5 protein-coding genes and 1 pseudogene are annotated in these 21,272 nt (G+C 62.0%); 3 read left to right on the forward strand and 3 right to left on the reverse strand.

Annotation, left to right across the window (positions count from 1 at the left end; all coding sequences use genetic code 11):
- Positions 1-705: 705 nt before the first annotated feature.
- The 3 genes from ACZ5M5_RS13750 to syrB1 are packed head-to-tail and all read right to left on the reverse strand — an operon-like array spanning position 706 to position 4,778.
- Positions 706-1,917, reverse strand: a complete 1,212-nt coding sequence (locus ACZ5M5_RS13750) for an alpha/beta fold hydrolase (RefSeq protein ID WP_060742634.1) — start codon at positions 1,915-1,917, stop codon at positions 706-708.
- A 60-nt stretch (positions 1,918-1,977) separates the two neighbouring features.
- Entirely contained in the window at positions 1,978-2,913 is a 936-nt protein-coding gene (gene syrB2 / locus ACZ5M5_RS13755) for a syringomycin E biosynthesis L-threonyl-[L-threonyl-carrier protein] 4-chlorinase SyrB2 (protein ID WP_060742633.1), read from the reverse strand.
- A gap of 17 nt (positions 2,914-2,930) precedes the next feature.
- Positions 2,931-4,778: a syringomycin E biosynthesis L-threonine--[L-threonyl-carrier protein] ligase SyrB1 gene (syrB1, locus tag ACZ5M5_RS13760; RefSeq protein ID WP_464739225.1), complete on the reverse strand. Its 1,848-nt coding sequence runs from the start codon at positions 4,776-4,778 to the stop codon at positions 2,931-2,933.
- 339 nt (positions 4,779-5,117) lie between these two features.
- On the opposite strand from syrB1, the gene ACZ5M5_RS13765 reads away from it, so the two are divergent.
- From ACZ5M5_RS13765 to ACZ5M5_RS13775, 3 genes and pseudogenes are all read left to right on the forward strand, one after another.
- On the forward strand, positions 5,118-6,179 hold the full coding sequence (locus ACZ5M5_RS13765; protein WP_464739226.1) for a TauD/TfdA family dioxygenase: 1,062 nt from the start codon (positions 5,118-5,120) through the stop codon (positions 6,177-6,179).
- A gap of 34 nt (positions 6,180-6,213) precedes the next feature.
- Positions 6,214-7,914, forward strand: a complete 1,701-nt coding sequence (locus ACZ5M5_RS13770) for a cyclic peptide export ABC transporter (RefSeq protein ID WP_464739227.1) — start codon at positions 6,214-6,216, stop codon at positions 7,912-7,914.
- A 384-nt stretch (positions 7,915-8,298) separates the two neighbouring features.
- A pseudogene (locus tag ACZ5M5_RS13775) lies at positions 8,299-21,069 on the forward strand (amino acid adenylation domain-containing protein); the annotation flags it as partial.
- Positions 21,070-21,272 lie beyond the last annotated feature (203 nt).

Consider the following 21,272-nt stretch of genomic DNA (forward strand, 5'->3'; position numbering starts at 1 on the left):
ATGTGGGAGCCGAGCTTGCTCGCGATGACGTCAGCACATTCAATCCCGATGCAAGCTGACCCACTGCTATCGCGAGCAAGCTCAGCTCCCACAAGGGATTGTGGGCAGATGCTGAATCTGTGGGGCCCCAAGACCCCATGTGGGTGGATGCTGAATCTGTGGGTACCGAAGAACCCAGGTGGGAGCCGAGCTTGCTCGCGATGAGGGCGGTACATTCAATCCCGATGCCAGCTGACCCACTGCTATCGCGAGCAAGCTCAGCTCCCACAAGGGATTGTGGGCAGATGCTGAATCTGTGGGGCCCCAAGACCCCATGTGGGAGCGAGCTCGCTCGCGATGACGTCGGCACATTCAATCCCGATGCAAGCTGACCCACTGCTATCGCGAGCAAGCTCGCTCCCACAGTGGATTGTGGGTGGATGCTGAATCTGTGGGTACCGAAGAACCCATGTGGGAGCCGAGCTTGCTCGCGATGACGTCAGCACATTCATCCCGATGCAAGCTGACCCACCGCTATCGCGAGCAAGCTCAGCTCCCACAAGGAATTGTGGGTGGATGCTGAATCTGTGGGTCCCCAAGACCCCATGTGGGAGCCGAGCTTGCTCGCGATGACGTCAGCACATTCAATCCCGATGCAAGCTGACCCACCGCTATCGCGAGCAAGCTCAGCTCCCACAGGTTTTGCACCGCGCCACGGCTGGTAAGTCAGACCACCGTCGATTCGAGGGTCGATTCCAGGAAGCGGAAGGCGGTGTGCTTTGAGCGATGGGTCGACTCGAAGAACGCCAGATGGCTGCCATTGCGCTCCACATGCAGCAAGGCGTCACTGATGGACTCGGCAATGTGCTTGGAACCACCAAGGTGGGTGGTTTCATCGGCGTCGCCGGCGACGACCAGGGTGGGCGCCGTGATCTGCTCCAGCCGCGACTTCAACTCAGTCTTGTTCAGCGCATCGTTGAGTCGCGCATAGCGATAGAACAGCTCTTCGTTGACATAAGGGTAGAGCGCCGCATGGGCGATGGAGTCCGGAATGGTCGCCAGGGTCGCCTGGTCCAGGAACAACGCCTGCAGGTCGCTGGCTTCGTTGCGGTCCACGGCGGCCGATTCCATCAGCCACTCGAAGTTCTGCTGGTGGGTGGTGCGCAGGCTGTCGTCGCCCAGGTTGTAATCACCGTGCCACAGGCTCAGGGAGTTGACCCGGTCGGTGTGGATGGCCGCCGCGCTGAGGGCGATCACCGCGCCACCGCAGATACCCATCAAGTGCGCGCTTTGCAGGCCATAGTGGTTCATCACATTGATCAGGTCGCCCACCTGGGCATCGGTGTCCACGGACAACTGATCGAAGGAGGTGCAGGAACCGAACAGCCCGCGGGTTTCCCAGGTGACCACGAAGAACCTTTCGCTCAGCGCATTGAACCAGTCGCGACACAAGTCGAACGGCATGCCGCAGGGCAGGGCGAGGACGATGGCTGGGCGGTTTCGATCGGTGCTGGCATGCACCGACAGCGCCACATTGTCGCGGGTAATCAGGTGCAGTGTCTCGACCTCGGGCACGGCACCGCTGAAATCGAAGTGTCTGACCAGGCGCCCGAAGTCCTTGGCACTGTCGACATCGTCGAAGTGGTCATAGGCAAACTCGAGCGCCTGGCAGATTTTCTTGCTGATGAACATCTCGAAAGACGACAGCTGCGCCTCGCCGTCATGCACGTACTGCACGGCTTTGACGCCGATCCTGGCGAACGCGGTGCTGACCGCGCGTTCCGTGGCTCTCACGCTGGAGGAAGCCTGGTCGGGCGCCACATCACTGCCCTGGGACAAAAAGCTCAGGCAGATAGGATCGGGCAAATGGATGGCAAGGTGCCTAAGCATCCTCACGGTCTCACACAGGCGCGTCGCTGCGTCGGTGGAAATAGTCATGGATTGGGGACTCCTGTCAGGCACGTTGCGCATGCCAACTGTCATATGGCATTGAAAAGATCAGACGGCTTCGAACTTCTTGCCTCGGGTCGTGTGGGTGACAAGGCGATTGTATTCAGGGGTCGTCTCGCCGATGACCTGCACCGCGCCGTACTTTTCAAGGCTGATACGTCCACCGTATTCCTCGATGTGGTCGGAGTCCGGGTAGATCTTCACGAACGACGGTACATAACGCGAGGCGAAGCCCATGCGCATGTCCTGGGACTCGCCGCTGTGGGGGTAAGAGGCGTGCATCAGGGTCGACCAGAAAATGATGAACTGGCCGGCTTTCATCTGCATGGGCACGGCGGAGGCTTCGTCGGGCTTCCAGTTTTCGTCGATCTGCAGCTGGCGATAGTCGTAGCCGAAGAAACCGCGCCGCACACCATCCTTGACCACCGAGCTGTTGTTGGCATCGGGATCGTAGGCCATGCGCTTGGTTTCGTCGTAGTTCATGCTGTTCTGGGTGCCGGGAATGAACTGCAGGCAACCGTTGGCGATGTTGGCGTCGGTGAAGGCGGTCCAGACGGTGATGGTGCCGCCGAAGTCTTCGTTTTCCGGCCAGAGAATCTGCGGCTTGCCCGAGGCGTTGGCGAAGGTGTCGGCCTGGTGCCAGTCGGTGCCTTCGTCGCCCGGGTATTTAGGGAAAAACTCGGTGCGCCAGCACAACACGTCCGGGCCGAGGATGCTCTCGACGCGGTCGCAGATCTGCGGACGGCAGATATGGCTGGCGAGGAATTCGTCGTCCAGGTGGCGATCGTAGTTGGCAATGTTGGTGCCGCCGGAGATCGCATCCAGGTCCTGGTAGGCCGCGGCACTGCGGTCGAGCAGGCGCAGGCGGGTGCGCTTCCAGGTCTCTTTCATTTCTTCTGGCGAATAGGCGTCGAACGGTCCGATGAAGCCGTTCTTTTCAAAGGACGCACGTTCTTCCGGGGTCAGGGCGAATTTTTTGCTCATGAGCTTTTCCTTTTCGATCAATGGGCTTGAACAAGGGAGCGCTGGATACAGCCGGCCAACACTTTGGCGGTCGCGCCATCTGCCAGCACACCTGGGTCGAGGTTGACCCGGTAATGGGCCTTGAACGTGCTCAACGAGCGGATCAGGGCCAGGGAGGTGCCGCCGAAGTCGAAGAAATCATCGTTCAGGCCGATGTTCTTCAGGCCCATGTCGTCCGACCAGACCTTGAGCACGAACTGCTCCTGTTCGGTGAGGCCCGTTTCGCTGGCGTGGTCCACGGTCGAGGTGGCGGAATCGGGCGAGGGCAGGCGGCTCTTGTCGATCTTGCCGTGGTCAGTGACCGGCAACGCGGCCAGTGGGATGTAGGCCGAGGGGCGCATGTAGTCCGGCAGGTTCGCGGCCACCTGTGCGGCCACTTCGCTGCGCAGCTGTTCGGTCCAGGCCGCCACGCCATGGGTCGGCACCACGTAGGTGACCAGGCGCCAGTCGCCATCGCCGTAATCGTGACCGGCCACGTGGGCGGCGGCTACGGCGGGGCTGGCTTGCAGGCACGCTTCGACTTCGCCCGGCTCGATGCGGAACCCACGGATCTTCAGCTGTTCATCGCAACGACCGGCGTAGCGGTACTCGCCATCGTCTCCCAGCACCAGCAGGTCGCCGGTGCGATAGGCACGGCTCGAGGTGCCCGGCAACTGGACGAAGCGCTCGGCGTTCAGGGCGGGACGATTCAGGTAGCCCAGGGCGACCCCGGCGCCTTCGATGTACAGCTCACCGGCGTTGTCTTGGGACACTGGTTGTTGATCGGCGTCGAGCAGGTGCAGGCGCCAGCCGTCCAGCGGCGCGCCGATGGACACCATGGCGGCGCTTTCCAGATCCTGGCCACGCACGCGTTTGAAGGTGGTGTGGACGGTGGCTTCGGTGATGCCGTACATGTTGATCAAGGCCGGCTTCTGATCGCCATGGCGCTCAACCCACGGCCGCAGTACGGTGGCGGGCAGTGCCTCGCCGCCGAACACCACGTAGCGCAGGGCCAGTGGCGCACTGGCAGAGCGGTCCGCCTCATCCAGGCCGCGGAACGCCGATGGCGTCTGGCTCAGGACAGTCACGCCCTGGTCGGCCAGCCATTGACGCGTGCCACTTGGCGAGCGCGAAACATCGTAGGGCACCACGGCGACGTGGCCGCCGTGGGCGAGGGCGCCCCAGATTTCCCACACCGAAAAGTCGAAACCGATGGAGTGGAACATCGACCAGACGTCGTTTTCGGTGAAGGCGAACGAGCGCTGGGTACTTTCCAACAGGCGGCTGACGTTACCGTGCGCCACCAATACGCCCTTGGGCTCACCGGTGGAACCGGAGGTATAGATGACATAGGCCGTGGCCTCGTCGGGGTTGCGTTGGTCGTTGGCGGGCAGCGGTTGCAGGGCCGGCCCGGCCAGCAGCTCGGCCAGGGACAGGACGCGTACGGACGCGCTCGGCGGCAGGTCGGCGAGTTCACCGATCATCAGGCCCAGGCCGCTGTCGCGCACGATGTGTTCGACACGTTTACCGGGGTATTGCGGGTCGACCGGGACGTAGGCGCCGCCGGCCTTGAGGATACCCAGCAGGCTGATGACCAGGTCGACGCCACGTGGCAGGCACATCCCCACCAACATGCCGTCCTGGACGCCTTCCTGGCGAAGCCTGGCCGCCAGCTGCGACGAAGCCGTGTCGAGTTGTGCGTAGCTCAATGAGCGAGAGGCGTCGGAAACCGCGGTTCGCTCAGGGAATTCACGGGCCCGGGCGACGAATGTTTCATGCAGGAATGCACCGGGCGTGAGAGGGGCTGGCGCGGGATTGACCGATCCGCCAGTGTTCTTAATCGGCATGACTAACGCTCCTGTTAAATGCCAGGCACAGCGTGTTTGCATGTTGCGCAAACCGATGTGCTCGAGACGTCACTGCGACCCACGGCATCGTTTGCGGTACCTGTGCAATTCGCAGCTGACGCATTTCAGCACCGACTTCGTGTCGGCGTCTGTCGCGGGAAATGGGGACAAGAATTTGCCGCTCCGCAAACGGCTCAAGTAGACACCATGACCCCCTCTGTCCCGGTTTGCGGTGCCAGACATCACCGCGGATCAGTGTTTTTATCCTTGCCCGATGGTGGGGCGCATTGGTCCGGCCCTGCGACGTGGATCCGATGATCCGTGGTTCAGGAGTTATTCATGAGTCTTCAAACTGACGCATCGCCCGTCATGCCCGCTGACGGGATGGCGGATTCGCTTGTCTGGCCAGGTCACGGGGCCGGTGAATCGGTCAGGCTGTCATTGCTCGCCGACGGTTTGAGTTTGCCGGTGGTGATCGAACCGATCGAACCGGGGCTGGATCCTTCGCTGTGGGCCAACACCCATCGCGAGGCTATCGAGGCGTTGCTGTGTCGTCACGGCGCGGTGCTGTTTCGTGGTTTTGACCTCGGCTCGGTGCCGGCCTTCGAGGCGTTCGCCGAAGCCTTGTCGCCCGGGTTGCACGGCAGCTACGGCGACCTGCCGAAGAAGGAGGGCGGACGCAACGTCTACCGCTCCACGCCGTATCCCGAGCGCGAGATGATCCTGTATCACAACGAGAGCTCGCACCTGGAAAGCTGGCCGCGCAAGCAATGGTTCTATTGCGAGCAGCCGTCACGGGTTGGCGGTGCGACGCCGCTGGCCGACATCCGCCAAGTGCTGCAAAGCCTGCCGCCGCAGGTGGTGGCTCGGTTCGAACAAAAAGGCCTGATGTACAGCCGCACCTTTACCGCTGGCGTCGAGCCGAGCTGGGCATCGTTCTTCGGCACCAGCGACCGCGCGGCCATCGAACAGCGATGCCGGGAACAGGGCACCGATTTCGAATGGCTCGACGACGAAACCCTGCAGGTGCGCACCCTCTGTCCAGCGGTTATCCAACATCCGGTGACCGGGGAGCGGGCTTTTTTCAACCAGGTGCAGCTGCACCATCCGTTCTGTCTCGGCGAGGAAATGCGCGAAGACCTGCTCGATATGTTCGGCGCCGATCGTCTGCCGCGCATGGTCAGTTACGGCGATGGAACGCCGATTGAAGACGACGTCATGGCGTTGCTCGGCGAGGCCTATGAGGCCTGTGCGGTCAGGTTCGCCTGGCGCAAGGGCGATGTGGTGATGCTCGACAACATGTTGGCCGCCCACGCTCGCGATCCTTACGAGGAACCACGCCTTATCGTTGTGGCGATGGGCGAAATGACCGCCCGGGGCGATGTATGGCGACCGGCGTGAGCCCTTTCGCGACTCCATTGAAGGATAGCAACCCATGAAAAAAGAGAAGAAAGCGAAGAAGCCCAAAGCGGGCTCGGTCATGCGCCTGTTGTGGCGTAACCATCCCTGGCTGACGCTCTTTACGTTGATCTGCGGTGTCATCAGCGGGGTGGCGTCCATCGCGGTGGTGAGCGTGATCAACGACGCTCTCTACAATGACGGCTCGCGCCTGCAGGCGCTGTACTGGTTCATCGGGCTCAGTGCCACGGCGCTGATCCTGCGCAACGGTGCGGCGTTGTTCCCGGCCTACGCCAGCATGCGGATCATGACGCGCTTGCGCATTGCGCTTTGTCGCAAGATTCTCGCCACGCCACTGGAAGAAGTGGACCGGCGCGGCCCGCCCAATGTGCTGACGATGTTGACTAACGACATCCCGCAATTGAATACGACATTGATCATCATGCCTACCATCCTGGTGGAGACGACGGTCTTTCTGTTCGGCATCGGCTACCTGGCCTACCTGTCGTGGGTCGTGCTGGCCTTGACGGTGTCACTGATGATCCTGGGGGTGGGGATGTATCTGTTCTTCTTTTCCTGTGGCGTGCGGAACACCTCTCGTGTGCGGGACGAATACACCGCGTTCAATGAATACACCCACGCCCTGGTGTTCGGCCTCAAGGAACTCAAGCTCAATGGCGTGCGGCGTCGTTGGTTCGGTCGCTCGGCCATCGAGGCGTCTTCGACCCGTGTGGCGCGCTACAACTTCGTCGAGCGCCTGTGGTACACCGCTGCCGACAACGTTGGGCAATTCACGCTGTCGCTGCTGATCGGTTGCCTGCTGTTCGCCGCGCCCCTGGTCGGTGCCATCGAGCCGAAAATCATGACCGCCAGCGTCCTGGCGGTGTTGTACATCATGGGCCCGCTGTCGTTGCTGGTCGGGGCGATGCCCTTGCTGGCGGCGGGACGGGTGGCGTGTACGCGTCTTTCGGAATTCGGTTTCTCGATCAACGATCCGCACCCGGAGCCTATCGAGACCGACGTGCCCAAGGTTCATCTGCTGGAGCACAAGAAGTCCTGGAATCGCATCGAATTGAAAGCCGTGCGCATGCATTACCAGGAGCTGCACGCCGAGACCGGCTTCTCCCTGGGGCCCATCGACCTGACGGTGCAGGCCGGCGAGTTGATCTACATCGTCGGTGGCAACGGTTGCGGTAAAAGCACCTTGGCCAAGCTCCTCTGCGGGCTCTACATCCCCCAGGAGGGTGAGGTCCAGCTCGATGGCAAGCCTGTCACGGATGAAAATCGCAACGACTATCGCGATCTGTTCTCCGCGGTATTTTCCGATTTCCATCTGTTCAATCGCCTCATTGGCCCCGACGAAGAGGACGGCAGCCCGACACTGGCGAGCAAGTACTTGGAAACCCTGGGGCTGGCCGACAAGATCAAGATCGAAGGGCAGGGGTATTCAACCCTGAAGGCGTTGTCCTATGGCCAGCAAAAACGCCTGGCACTGGTGTGCGCCTACATGGAAGATCGGTCGGTCTACGTGCTGGACGAATGGGCCGCGGACCAGGATCCGCCATTCAAGAAGTTCTTCTACGAGGAGCTGCTGCCCGACCTCAAGCGTCGTGGCAAGACGGTGCTGATCATTACCCATGACGACCAGTATTTCCAACTGGCCGATCGCATCATCAAGTTGTCGGATGGCCAGATCGTTTCCGACATCAACTGCGCCCTGCGCGACAAGCGAGCCTGATGCCCATTCAGGCTCCATCGTCCGGCTTGCGATGTCGCGACAGGGCTGCTGAACACCCGTGATAAACGCTTGGCATCCCCCGGCAGACGTGTACCCGCCGCCGGGTGGCGATGCCATGCAAGAACGCTCCGATCGTTCGACCGACCCCATGCCGCGCTGGCTAGCCGCGCGGATTTGCATCAACTCCAGGCGTGCCTGTTGCATTCAACCCGGGCAGCACTGACAAATCTCTGAGAAGGAACGTATGGAATTTATCTTTGCGCGTGCTGTGGATGGCGTTGTTGCAACAGGCCTGTCGGCTGACCGGTGTCATGAAAAACGCCGGGCCCCCAGGGCTTCGGGCAGTGCGTTGTGGGTGTGCGTGCGTGTGTCGGAGGGGCAGGTATGAATCAGTTTCTCCAGCTCTCGACAAGCTACCCTCTGACGACAGCACAGCGGGACATCTGGCTGGACCAGATGACCAAGGGCGATTCCCCCCTGTACAACATTGGTGGCTATCTCCATATCCAGGGCGCCGTCGACCCTGAGCGTTTTCAGCGGGCGGTCGACCTGTTGATTGAAAAATACGATGCCCTGCGTACGGTATTGCACTACGGCGCCGACGGCGTGCCCATGCAGACAATGGCCGAGACATTGGAGGCGCGGGTTCCCGTGCTGGATTTTTCCGATCGGCCCGACCCAGAGGCAGCGGTCCATGCCTGGATGCAACAACGGATGGCGGTCGCCATCAGGTTGGATGAAAGCCCGTTGTTCCGGTTCTATCTGGCTAAACTCGGTGACGCATCGTTTTATTTTGTGATGCACCTTCACCACATCATCCTGGACGGGTGGGGCGTCGGTTTGGTGCTGACTTCGCTGGGCGAACTCTATGACGCCCTGGAGAACGACCAGCCGCCTGACTTGTCGGCACCGTCCTATGTCGGATTCATCGACGAGGATGCCCGCTATCGTGATTCCCCTCGTTTCAAGCTCGATGAGGCGTACTGGCTGGACAAATACCAGGACGTTCCGGATCCACTGTTCATCGCGCGTCACCACGACCAACCACCCGGGGTCCTGGCTCCCAGTGCTCAAGCCTTGTATCGCTTCGCCCACACCTTGAGCGATCGAATCGATGTCCTGGCGCAAGCGCATCAGGCGTCACGTTTTTCGGTGCTGCTGGCTGCACTGTATGTCTTTTTCATACGGACCACCCAGCGTGATGAGTTGGTGATCGGCCTGCCGATCCTCAACCGCCCCAATGCAACCTTCAAGAAAACGGCGGGGTTGTTCACGCAGGTCAGTGCCGTGCGCTTCAAGTTCGCCAGCGACTTGTCATTTGGTGAGTTGATACGTGGCGTGACCCGCACACTCAAACAGGACTATCGCAACCAGCGGTTCCCCCTGAGCGAGATGAACCGTTCGCTAGAGTTGCGGCGCGATAACCGCGCGCAACTGTTCGACGTTTCGTTTTCCTATGAGCAGGAAGATCGTCGGTTCATGTTCGGACAGGCGCCGGCTCATTTTGTGATGGGCTCGAACGGCCAGGAACAGATGCCGCTGTCCATCCATATCCGAAGCAACCCGCACGACGACAATGCCTGGCTGCACTGGATCTACAACGAAAGCTATTTCCAGGCCGATGAAATCGAGTCGATGGCCGACCGATTCATGCATGTGCTGGAGCAGGGCTTGCGTGACGATACATTGCCGATCGAAGGCTTCGTTCTGCCGACTGCGGCCGAAGCGGACATGCTCCAGGCCTGGAACGCGAGCGATGCGCGCACGTATGAGCATGACCACACGATCCATGGGCTGTTCGAAGCGCAGGTGCGGGCGCGACCTGACGCGGTAGCGGTGCTGCATGAAGACCGTTGCCTGACTTATGGCGAACTCAACGCCCGGGCGAATCAGGTGGCGCACCGGTTGTTGATTCTCGGAGTCCACCCGGACGACCGCGTGGCGATCTGTGTTGAGCGCGGTCTGGACATGATCATCGGCCTGCTGGGCATTCTGAAGTCCGGTGCCGGCTATGTGCCGCTGGATCCGGCCTATCCCCAGGAACGCCTGGCATTCATGCTCGACGACAGTGCGCCGGTTGCTTTGCTCACTCAATCGACGCTGCAGGTTCAACTGCCGGCGTTGCAAGTCCCGGTGTTGTTGCTTGACCAGGCCGAAGCGGCGGGTATCACCGCCCAGTCACGCTACAACCCTGATGTGCGCACCCTGGCCTCACACCACTTGGCCTACGTGATCTATACCTCGGGTTCGACCGGATTGCCCAAGGGGGTGATGGTCGAGCACCGCAACGTCGCACGGCTGTTTTCGGCGACCCAGCCTTGGTTCGAATTTGGCCCGCAAGATGTGTGGGCGCTGTTCCATTCCTTCGCCTTCGATTTCTCGGTCTGGGAAATCTGGGGCGCGTTGACCCACGGCGGCCGCTTGCTGGTGGTGCCGCAACTGGTCAGCCGTTCTCCGCAAGACTGCTATGCGCTGTTGTGCGAGGCCGGGGTCACGGTGCTGAACCAGACGCCAAGTGCTTTCCGGCAGTTGATCGCGGCCCAGGGTGACAGCGACCTGTGCCACAGCCTGCGCCAGGTGATCTTTGGCGGTGAAGCGCTGGAAACCAGCATGCTCAAGCCGTGGTATGCCCGTGCGACCAATGCCGGGACACAACTGGTGAACATGTACGGCATCACCGAAACGACAGTGCATGTGACTTATCGTGCGTTGTGTGCCGCGGATGCGCAGTTGACCGGCGTCAGCCCGATCGGTAAGCGGATTCCCGATCTGCGCCTGTACCTGCTCGACAAGTACGGCCAACCGGTGCCAGTAGGCGTGGAGGGCGAGTTGTATGTGGGGGGCGCTGGCGTGGCGCGGGGTTACTTGAACCGGCCCCAGCTTGACGAAACGCGATTCCTGGCCGACCCGTTCGACGGTGGGGCTCATGCGCGAATGTACCGTACCGGAGACCTTGGCCGCTGGCTGAAAAATGGTGAACTGGAATACCTGGGGCGCAACGATGAACAGGTAAAGATCCGTGGTTTCCGCATTGAACTGGGCGAGATCGAAGCGAAGCTGGCGGTATGCGCGCAGGTGCGCGAAGCGGTGGTGATCGCCCGGGAAGACAACCCGGGGGACAAGCGCCTGGTGGCTTATGTGGTGGCCGACGCAGGTCGGCAACTCTCGGTGGCTGACCTGCGAGACCAATTGCTGGGCTTGTTGGCGGACTACATGGTGCCGAGTGCATTCGTGTTGCTGGATGCGCTCCCATTGACGACCAACGGCAAGCTGGACCGCAAAGCCCTGCCGGCGCCCGATTCACAGGCCTATGCCCGGCGCAGCTACGAAGCCCCGGAAGGCGAAGTGGAAACTGTCCTGGCCAGGCTTTGGGCCGAACTGCTTGGTGTGGAACAGGTGGGTCGACACGATCGGTTCTTCGAACTGGGCGGCCACTCCTTGCTGGCGGTCAAGCTGATCGAACGCATGCGCCAGGTCAAGCTGCACGCCGATGTGGGGGTTCTCTTTGGCCAGCCGACGTTGGCATCGCTGGCCGCCGCCACGGGTGTCAGCAAGGGCATCGTGGTGCCGGACAACATGATTGCCCACGGGGTCGAATGCATCACACCGGACATGCTGCCACTGGCAACGCTGACCCAGGACGAGATCGATCGAGTGGTCGCGGCAGTGCCGGGCGGGGTGGACAATGTCCAGGATATCTACGGGCTCGTGCCGTTGCAGGAAGGCATCCTGTATCACCACCTGGCGACCGAGGAAGGCGATCCGTACCTGTTGCAGATTCTGTTGCGCATCGACAGTCGCGAACAGCTCGATGCTATTGTGCAGGCTTTGCAAGTGGCGATCGAGCGCCATGACATTCTGCGTACCTCGGTGGCGTGGGAGGGCTTGGGCGAGCCGGTCCAAGTGGTCTGGCGCCAGGCACAACTGATGGTCGAAGAGCTCGGGCTGGGCGTGGCTGAAGGTGATATCGCTGGCCAGATGCAGCGCCGTTTCGATCCACGTCACACCCGCTTCGATCTGCGCCAGGCGCCGATGATGCGCCTTCATTTCACCGAAGATGTCGCCCACGGCAACTGGGTCGCGGTGTTGTTGTTCCATCACCTGATTGACGACGCCACCTCCCTGGGGATGCTGGGCAAGGAGATCGAGGCGCATCTGGAGGGCCGTTCGGCCGAACTTCCGGTATCGGTGCCTTACCGCAACTATGTGGCGCAGGTGCGGCTGGCAGGCAATCAGGAACACCATGAGGCGTTCTTCAGCGAGATGCTGGGGGACATAGACGAGCCGACATTACCGTTCGGTCTGCGGGATGTGCAGGGCGACGGCGTCGGTGTCGAAGAGACGGTGTTGCCGCTGGCCGCCGATCTGGCCCAGCGGTTGCGTACCCAGGCGCGGCGCCTGGGAGTGAGTACGGCCAGCCTGCATCACCTGGCTTGGGGTCAGGTGGTGGGGCGTTTGTCCGGTCGCCAGGATGTGGTGTTCGGCACGGTGCTGATGGGCCGCCTGCACAGTGGGCAGGAAGCCGGCCATGCCCTGGGCATGTTCGTCAACACACTGCCCTTGCGCGTCGAAGCGGGGGGGCAGGGGGTATTGGCCGCGCTGAAAGCGACCCACGCACGGTTGGCGACCCTGCTGAGGCATGAACACGCGCCATTGTCCCTGGCGCAGCGTTGCAGCGGTGTCGCGGCGCCGACCCCCTTGTTCAGCGCGCTGATGAATTACCGGCAGACTGCCGTGGCGGCGCAGGCACCCAAGGCGGTCGGTGAAGGGCGTCGCTGGGCCGGGGCGCAAATTCTGAGTGGCGAAGAACGCACCAACTATCCGCTGACGCTGTCCGTGGACGATCTCGGTGACGGCTTCAGCCTGACCGTTCAAGCGGTGGTCGAAATCGGCGCGCGGCGTATCGGCGCCTATATGGAAGCGGCATTGACGAGTCTGGCGGCGGCGTTGGAGCGTGCGGTTGAATCGCCCCTGGCGGATTTGACGATTTTGCCGGCATTGGAACGCGAGCAACTGCTGGTGGCATTCAACGCCACCGAGGCGGATTATCCGCAGCAGCAGACGGTTCATGGTTTGTTCGAAGAACAGGCCCAGCGTACGCCGGATGCGGTGGCGGTGATCCGGGGTGAGCAGCGCCTGACTTATCACGAGTTGAACGAGCGGGCCAACCGCCTGGCCCATTACCTGCGCAAGCAGGGTGTGGAGCCCGATTCGCGAGTGGCGATCTGCGTTGAACGCGGCATCGACATGGTCGTGGGGCTGCTGGCGATCCTCAAGGCAGGCGGCGGTTATGTACCGCTGGACCCGGCGTACCCGCTGGACCGGATTGCCTACATGCTGGACGACAGCGCGCCGGCTGCGGTGTTGGCGCAGACAGCGACCCTTGAGTTGCTGGCGGAAGCATCGATGCCAGTGATCAATCTCGACAGCGGCGATTGGCAGGACGAATCCGTCCAGAATCCCGAGGTCACTGAGCTGACGTCCTCGCACCTGGCCTATGTCATCTACACCTCGGGTTCGACCGGTCTGCCTAAAGGTGTGATGATCGAACACCGCAACACGGTGAACTTCCTGACCTGGGCCCATCGCTCATTTGACGCTCAAACCCTGTCAAAAACCCTGTTCTCGACGTCGCTGAACTTCGACCTGGCGGTCTACGAGTGCTTCGCGCCGCTGACCTCGGGCGGCAGCATCGAAGTGGTCACTAATGTGCTGGAACTGCAGCAGGGCGAGCACGACATCACGCTGATCAACACCGTGCCGTCGGCGCTCAAGGCCTTGCTGGAATCGGGTGGGCTGGGCGAGGGCGTCGACACGGTCAACGTCGCCGGTGAAGCGCTCAAGCGCAGCCTGGTTGAAACCTTGTTCGAACAGACCCAGGTCAAGCGCCTGTGCAACCTCTACGGCCCTTCGGAAACCACGACCTATTCAAGTTGGGTGTCGATGGCTCGCGAAGACGGGTTTGCCGCGCACATCGGCAAACCGGTGGCGAACACCCAGTTCTATCTGCTGGACGAGCACAAACAACCCGTGCCGCTGGGCGTGCCGGGCGAAATCTACATCGGTGGTGCCGGGGTCGCTCGTGGTTATCTGAACCGCGACGACCTGACGGCCGAACGCTTCCTGAAAGATCCATTCAGCAATGCTCCAAACGCCCGCATGTATCGCACGGGCGACCTGGGCCGGTATCTGCCGGATGGCAACATCGAATATCTGGGCCGTAACGATGACCAGGTGAAGATCCGTGGTTTCCGCATTGAACTGGGGGAGATCGAAGCCAAGCTCGCCCAGGCTCCGAACATCAAGGAAACCGTGGTCGTGGCCCGGGAAGATGTGCCGGGCGACAAGCGCCTGGTGGCGTATTTCACCCAACACTCGCCGGACGAAACAGTAGAGATCGAAGCCCTGCGCACGCACCTGCAAGCGCAACTGCCGGCCTACATGGTGCCGGTGGCCTACGTGCGCCTGGATGCGTTGCCACTGACGCCGAACGGCAAGCTCGACCGCAAGGCCCTGCCGGCACCGGATCTCGATGCGCTGATCACCCGTGGCTACGAAGCCCCGCAAGGCGAAACCGAAACCACCCTGGCGCAGATCTGGCAAGACGTGCTCAAGGTCGAACGCGTCGGCCGGCACGACCATTTCTTCGAACTGGGCGGGCATTCCCTGCTGGCCGTCAGCCTGATCGAGCGGATGCGCCAGGCCGGCTTGAGCGCCGATGTGCGCATACTATTCAATCAACCGACCTTGGCCGCGCTGGCTGCCGCAGTGGGCACTGGCAACGAGGTGACTGTCCCGGCAAACCTGATTCCTTTGGGTTGCGAACACATCACCCCAGCCATGCTGCCGCTGGCGAAGTTGAGTCAGGAGGCCATCGACCGTATCGTATCGACGGTGCCAGGCGGTGCGCGCAACGTGCAGGACATCTATCCGCTGGCGCCGCTGCAGGAAGGCATTCTTTACCATCACCTGGCCGCCGAACAAGGCGATCCTTATGTGCTGCAAGCGCAGTTCACCTTCGATAGCCGCGAACGCCTGGACGATTTCACCCAGGCCTTGCAGGGTGTGATCGACCGCCACGACATCTTGAGGTCATCCATGGCCTGGGAAGGGCTGGACGAGCCGGTGCAAGTGGTCTGGCGCAAGGCGGTACTGGGTGTTGAACACGTCATCCCGCACGATGAGGAGGGTGACATTCTCGCTCAGTTGAAGGCGAGCTTCGACGTCAGTCACCACCGCCTGGATATCCGTCAGGCGCCGTTGATGCGCGTTCGGTTCGCTCAGGACGCCGTCAACCAGCGTTGGTTGGCGACCTTGCTGGTCCATCACATGGCGCTCGACCACACGGCGCTGGAAGTGATGCGCCACGAGATACAGATGCACTTGCAGGGCCACGCTGGTCAGTTGGGCGACGCGGTGCCTTATCGCAACTATGTGGCCCAGGTGTGCCTGGGTGTGAGTCGTGAAGAGCACGAAACGTTTTTCCGCGCGATGCTCGGCGACATCGACGAGCCGACGCTGCCGTTCGGCTTGCAGGATGTCCGTGGCGATGGCAGCAGTATCGAAGAAGCCCAGCAGGCCATCTCGACGGAGCTGAGCCGCCGTCTGCGCCTGCAGGCGCGCCAATTGGGCGTGAGTGCCGCGAGCCTGTATCACCTGGCCTGGGCCCAGGTGCTGGGCCGGGTTTCGGGTCGCGAGGACGTGGTGTTCGGCACCGTGTTGATGGGGCGGATGCAGGGCGGCGAAGGGGCCGACCGGGCCTTGGGAATGTTCATCAATACCTTGCCGATCAGTGTGCAAGTCGGTGCACAAAGCGTGCGCGACGGCGTGCTGACGACCCATGCGCGGCTGAGCGGGCTGTTGGGCCATGAGCATGCTTCCCTGGCGTTGGCCCAACGTTGCAGTGGCGTGGTTGCACCGACGCCATTGTTCAGTGCATTGCTCAACTACCGTCATTCGGTCGCCGAGCCTAATGCGTTACAAGCGTCGTCGACCTGGGAAGGGATCGAGGAAGTGGGCGGCGAAGAACGCACCAACTATCCACTGGTGCTGTCCGTGGATGATCTCGGCGAAGGCTTCAGCCTGACCGTTCAGGCAGTGGCCGAAATCGGCGCACGGCGGATCGGCGCCTACATGGAAGCGGCATTGACGAGCCTGGTCGTGGCGTTGGAGTGTGCGGCTGGAACGTCATTGTCTGATTTGACGATCTTGCCAGCGCAGGAGCGTGATCGGTTGCTGGTGACATTCAACGCCACCGAGATCGACTATCCGCAGCAGCAGACGATTCATGGCCTGTTCGAAGAACAGGTCCAGCGTACGCCGGATGCCGTGGCGGTGATCCGTGGCGAGCAACGCCTGACGTATCACGAGTTGAACGAGCGGGCCAACCGCCTGGCCCATTACCTGCGCAAACAGGGCGTAGAGCCCGATTCGCGGGTGGCGATTTGCGTCGAGCGTGGTATCGACATGGTCGTGGGGTTGTTGGCGATTCTCAAGGCCGGCGGCGGTTATGTGCCGCTGGACCCGGCGTATCCGCTGGACCGGATTGCCTACATGCTGGACGACAGTGCGCCGGCGGTGGTGTTGGCGCAGACGGCGACCCTTGAATTGCTGGCAGCAGCCTCGATGCCAGTGATCGATCTCGACAGTGGTTTGTGGCAGGACGAGTCCGTCCAGAATCCGGAGGTGGCCGAGCTGACGTCCTCACACCTGGCCTATGTCATCTACACCTCAGGTTCGACTGGTCTGCCCAAGGGCGTGATGATCGAACACCGCAATACGGTGAACTTCCTGACCTGGGCCCATCGTTCTTTCGATTCGCAGACCTTGGCGAAGACCCTGTTCTCGACGTCGTTGAACTTCGACCTGGCGGTCTACGAGTGCTTTGCGCCGCTGACCTCGGGCGGCAGCATCGAAGTGGTCACTAATGTGCTGGAACTGCAGCAGGGCGAGCACGACATCACCCTGATCAACACCGTGCCCTCGGCGCTCAAGGCCTTGCTGGAGTCCGGTGGGCTGGGCGAGGGCGTCGATACGGTGAACGTGGCCGGTGAAGCGCTCAAGCGCAGTCTGGTTGAAACCTTGTTCGAACAGACCCAGGTCAAACGCCTGTGCAACCTCTACGGCCCTTCGGAAACCACGACCTACTCAAGCTGGGTGTCGATGGCCCGCGAAGACGGGTTTGCCGCGCATATCGGCAAACCGGTGGCGAACACCCAGTTCTATCTGTTGGATGAACACGGGCAACCGGTGCCGCTGGGCGTGCCGGGTGAAATCTACATCGGTGGTGCCGGGGTCGCTCGCGGTTATCTCAACCGTGAAGACCTGACGGCTGAACGTTTCCTCAAGGATCCGTTCAGCGCCGTTCCAAACGCCCGTATGTACAAAACCGGCGACTTGGGCCGCTACCTGCCGGACGGCAACATCGAATACCTGGGCCGTAACGACGACCAGGTGAAGATCCGCGGTTTCCGCATCGAGTTGGGCGAGATCGAAGCCAAGCTCGCGCAACACGCTGCCTTGAACGAAACCGTAGTCCTGGCCCGTGAGGACGTACCGGGCGACAAACGCCTGGTGGCTTATTTCACCCAGCATTCGCCAGACGAGTCGGTAGACATCGAAGCCTTGCGCGCCTATCTGCAGGCATTGTTGCCGAGCTACATGGTGCCGGTGGCTTACGTGCGCCTGGATGCGTTACCACTGACGCCGAACGGCAAGCTCGACCGCAAGGCGCTGCCGGCGCCGGATCTGGATGCCGTCATCAGCCGCGGCTACGAAGCCCCGCAAGGCGAAACCGAAACCACCCTGGCGCAGATCTGGCAAGACTTGCTGGGCCTGCAACAGGTCGGTCGCCATGATCACTTCTTCGAACTGGGGGGGCATTCCCTACTGGCGGTCACGCTGATCGAGCGCATGCGCCAGGCCGGCTTGAGCGCCGACGTGCGCATATTGTTCGGCCAGCCAACCCTCGCGGCGTTGGCGGCGGCAGTGGGAGGCAGCAACGAAATCGTGGTGCCAGTCAACCGGATCGCGCTCGACTGCGAGCGGATCACGCCTGACATGCTGACGCTGACCAGCCTCGACCAGGATGCCATCGACCGCATCGTGTCCACCGTACCGGGTGGTGCGCGCAACGTGCAGGACATCTATCCGTTGGCCCCCTTGCAGGAAGGCATCCTTTACCATCACCTCGCATCCGAACAAGGCGACCCTTACGTGCTGCAAACGCAGTTCGCCTTCGACAACCGCGAACGCCTCGACGCTTTCATCCAGGCCCTGCAAAGCGTCGTTGACCGCCACGACATCTTGAGGTCATCCATGGCCTGGGAAGGGCTGGACGAGCCGGTGCAAGTGGTCTGGCGCAAGGCGGTGCTGGGTGTTGAGCACGTCATCCCGCACGATGAGGAGGGTGATATTCTCGCCCAGTTGAAGGCGAGCTTCGACGTCAGTCACCACCGTCTGGATATCCGCCAGGCGCCGTTGATGTGCGTCCGATTCGCAGAGGACGCCGTCAACCAGCGTTGGCTGGCGACCTTGCTGTTCCATCACATGGCGCTCGACCACACGGCGCTGGAAGTGGTGCGTCACGAGATGCAGGCGCACCTCTCGGGCCAAGCCGGTCAGTTGGGCGATGCGGTGCCTTACCGTAACTATGTGGCCCAGGTATGCCTGGGTGTGAGTCGTGAAGAGCACGAAGCGTTTTTCCGCGCGATGCTCGGCGACATCGACGAACCGACGCTGCCGTTCGGCCTGCAGGATGTTCGTGGCGATGGCAGCGGTATCGAAGAAGCCCGACAGGCTATCGCGACCGACTTGAGTCGACGCCTGCGGACCCAGGCCCGTCGCCTGGGGGTGAGTGCGGCAGCCTTGCATCACCTGGCCTGGGCCCAGGTGCTGGGCCGGGTTTCGGGGCGCGAAGACGTGGTGTTCGGCACCGTGCTGATGGGGCGGATGCAGGGCGGCGAAGGCGCCGACCGTGCCTTGGGAATGTTCATCAACACCTTGCCGATTGGCGTGCAGGTCGGTGCGCAAAGCGTCCGCGACGCTGTACTGGCGACCCATACGCGGTTGAGCGGCTTGTTGGGCCATGAACATGCCTCCCTGGCGCTGGCCCAACGTTGCAGTGGCGTGGTTGCACCGACGCCACTGTTCAGTGCATTGCTCAACTACCGTCATTCGGTCGCCGAGCCTATTGCGCTGCAAACCTCGTCAGCCTGGCAGGGTATCGAGATACTGGGGAGCGAAGAACGCACCAATTATCCGTTGACGATGAGTGTCGATGACCTGGGTAAAGACTTCAGCCTGACGGTGCTGGTCGAGTCTCGGGTGGGTGCCCAACGTATCTGCGGCTATATGCAAGTGGCGCTGGAAAGTCTGGTCGAGGCGTTGGAGCATGCGCCACAGACGCCGATGTGCAGCCTGGCAATATTGCCGCTGGCCGAACGTAAGCAACTCCTTGAAACCTGGAACGCGACAGCGGCGATCTATGCCCATGACCCGCTGATCCATCGGCAGTTCGAGGCCCAGGCCGCGGCACACCCGCAAGCGGTGGCAGTGGTGCATGCAGGCCAGACACTGACTTACTGTGAGCTCAACGCCCGGGCGAACCAGGTCGCGCATCGCCTGTTGGCCTTGGGCGTCTGCCCCGATGATCGAGTGGCGATCTGTGTCGAACGCAGCCTGGAAATGGTTGTCGGCCTGTTGGGCGTGCTGAAGGCCGGGGCCGGCTATGTCCCTGTGGACCCGGCCTACCCGGCGGAACGTATTGCCTACCTGTTGCAGGACAGCGCACCGGTTGCGGTGTTGGTGCAGGCCGTCACCCAGGGTTTGCTGGCCGCTGGCGCGGTGCCGGTCATCAATCTCGATAACGCCGGTTGGCAGGACGAGTCCGTCTCCAACCCCGCGGTGCCAGGGCTCGAAGCCCGTCACCTGGCATACGTGATCTACACGTCCGGCTCGACCGGTCTGCCCAAGGGCGTGATGGTCGAGCATCGCAACCTCAGCAACCTGGTGGGCTGGCATTGCCAGGCCTTTAATGTGAAACGCGGTAGCCGCACCTCCAGTGTCGCCGGTTTCGGTTTCGATGCGGCGGCCTGGGAGATCTGGCCTTCGTTGTGTGCGGGGGCGACGTTGCTGTTGCCACCGGCCCATGCGGGCAGCGAGGACGTCGGCGCGCTACTCGACTGGTGGCAGGCCCAGGCGCTGGATGTGTGTTTCCTGCCCACGCCCATTGCCGAATACGCGTTTGGCCGCAACCTGGGACACGATCAACTGCGCACCTTGCTGATTGGTGGCGACCGCCTGCGCAAGCTACCTGCCGATCTGCCCTTCGAACTGATCAACAACTACGGCCCCACGGAAACGACGGTGGTGGCTACCTCGGGGCGGATCGATGCCTCGCAGGCGGTGTTGCATATCGGTAAGCCGGTGGCCAACACCCAGGTCTACCTGCTCGATGCCCACCTGCAACCGGTTCCGGTCGGCGTGGCAGGTGAGCTGTACATTGGTGGCGCCGGGGTTGCCCGGGGTTATTTGAACCGTGGGCAATTGACCGCCGAGCGCTTTGTGAAGGACCCGTTCAGCCCTGTGCAGGACGCGCGGATGTACCGCACCGGTGACCTGGGGCGCTACTTGCCGGACGGCAACATCGACTACCTGGGGCGCAACGACAGCCAACTGAAGATCCGTGGCTTGCGTATCGAGCTGGGTGAAATAGAAGCCAGGCTCGGCGCTTGCGCCGGAGTCCGGGAGGCCGTTGTCGTCGCGGTGGGAGAGGCCCCGGATGACCAGCGCCTGGTGGCGTATTACACGGCGCACGACACCCTGGATCAAGCGCTGACAGCCGATAGCCTGCGCGAACAATTGCAGGTGCACCTGCCCAGCCACATGGTGCCGGCGGCCTACATGTGCCTGGACGCCTTGCCTTTGACCCCGAACGGTAAACTCGACCATCGGGCCTTGCCTGTCCCGGACAGCGAGGCCTATTCGGGACGCGGCTACGCAGCCCCGCAAGGCGAAGTCGAAACGGCATTGGCGCGGATCTGGTCCGAGCTGCTCAAGGTCGAGCAGGTGGGTCGTTACGACAATTTCTTTGAGCTGGGCGGGCATTCGCTCATGGCCGTCAGCCTGATCGAGCGGATGCGCCAGGTCGGCTTGAGCGCCGACGTGCGCGTGCTGTTCAGTCAACCGACCCTGGCCGCGCTGGCCGCCGCCGTCGGTAGTGGCAGTGAGGTCAGTGTCCCGGCGAACTTGATTCCCTTGGACTGTGAACACATTACCCCGGCGATGCTGCCGCTGGTCGCTCTGGACCCGCACGCCATCGAGCGCATCGTATCGACAGTACCGGGGGGGCGCGCAAT

The sequence above is a fragment of the Pseudomonas sp. Van50 genome (assembly GCF_055390755.1).

Coding starts and splice junctions, on each gene's coding strand:
- ACZ5M5_RS13750 (WP_060742634.1), bottom strand. CDS start 1,917: ATGACTATTTCCACCGACGCAGCGACGCGCCTGTGTGAGACCGTGAGG.
- syrB1 (WP_464739225.1), bottom strand. CDS start 4,778: ATGCCGATTAAGAACACTGGCGGATCGGTCAATCCCGCGCCAGCCCCT.
- ACZ5M5_RS13770 (WP_464739227.1), top strand. CDS start 6,214: ATGAAAAAAGAGAAGAAAGCGAAGAAGCCCAAAGCGGGCTCGGTCATG.
- ACZ5M5_RS13765 (WP_464739226.1), top strand. CDS start 5,118: ATGAGTCTTCAAACTGACGCATCGCCCGTCATGCCCGCTGACGGGATG.
- syrB2 (WP_060742633.1), bottom strand. CDS start 2,913: ATGAGCAAAAAATTCGCCCTGACCCCGGAAGAACGTGCGTCCTTTGAA.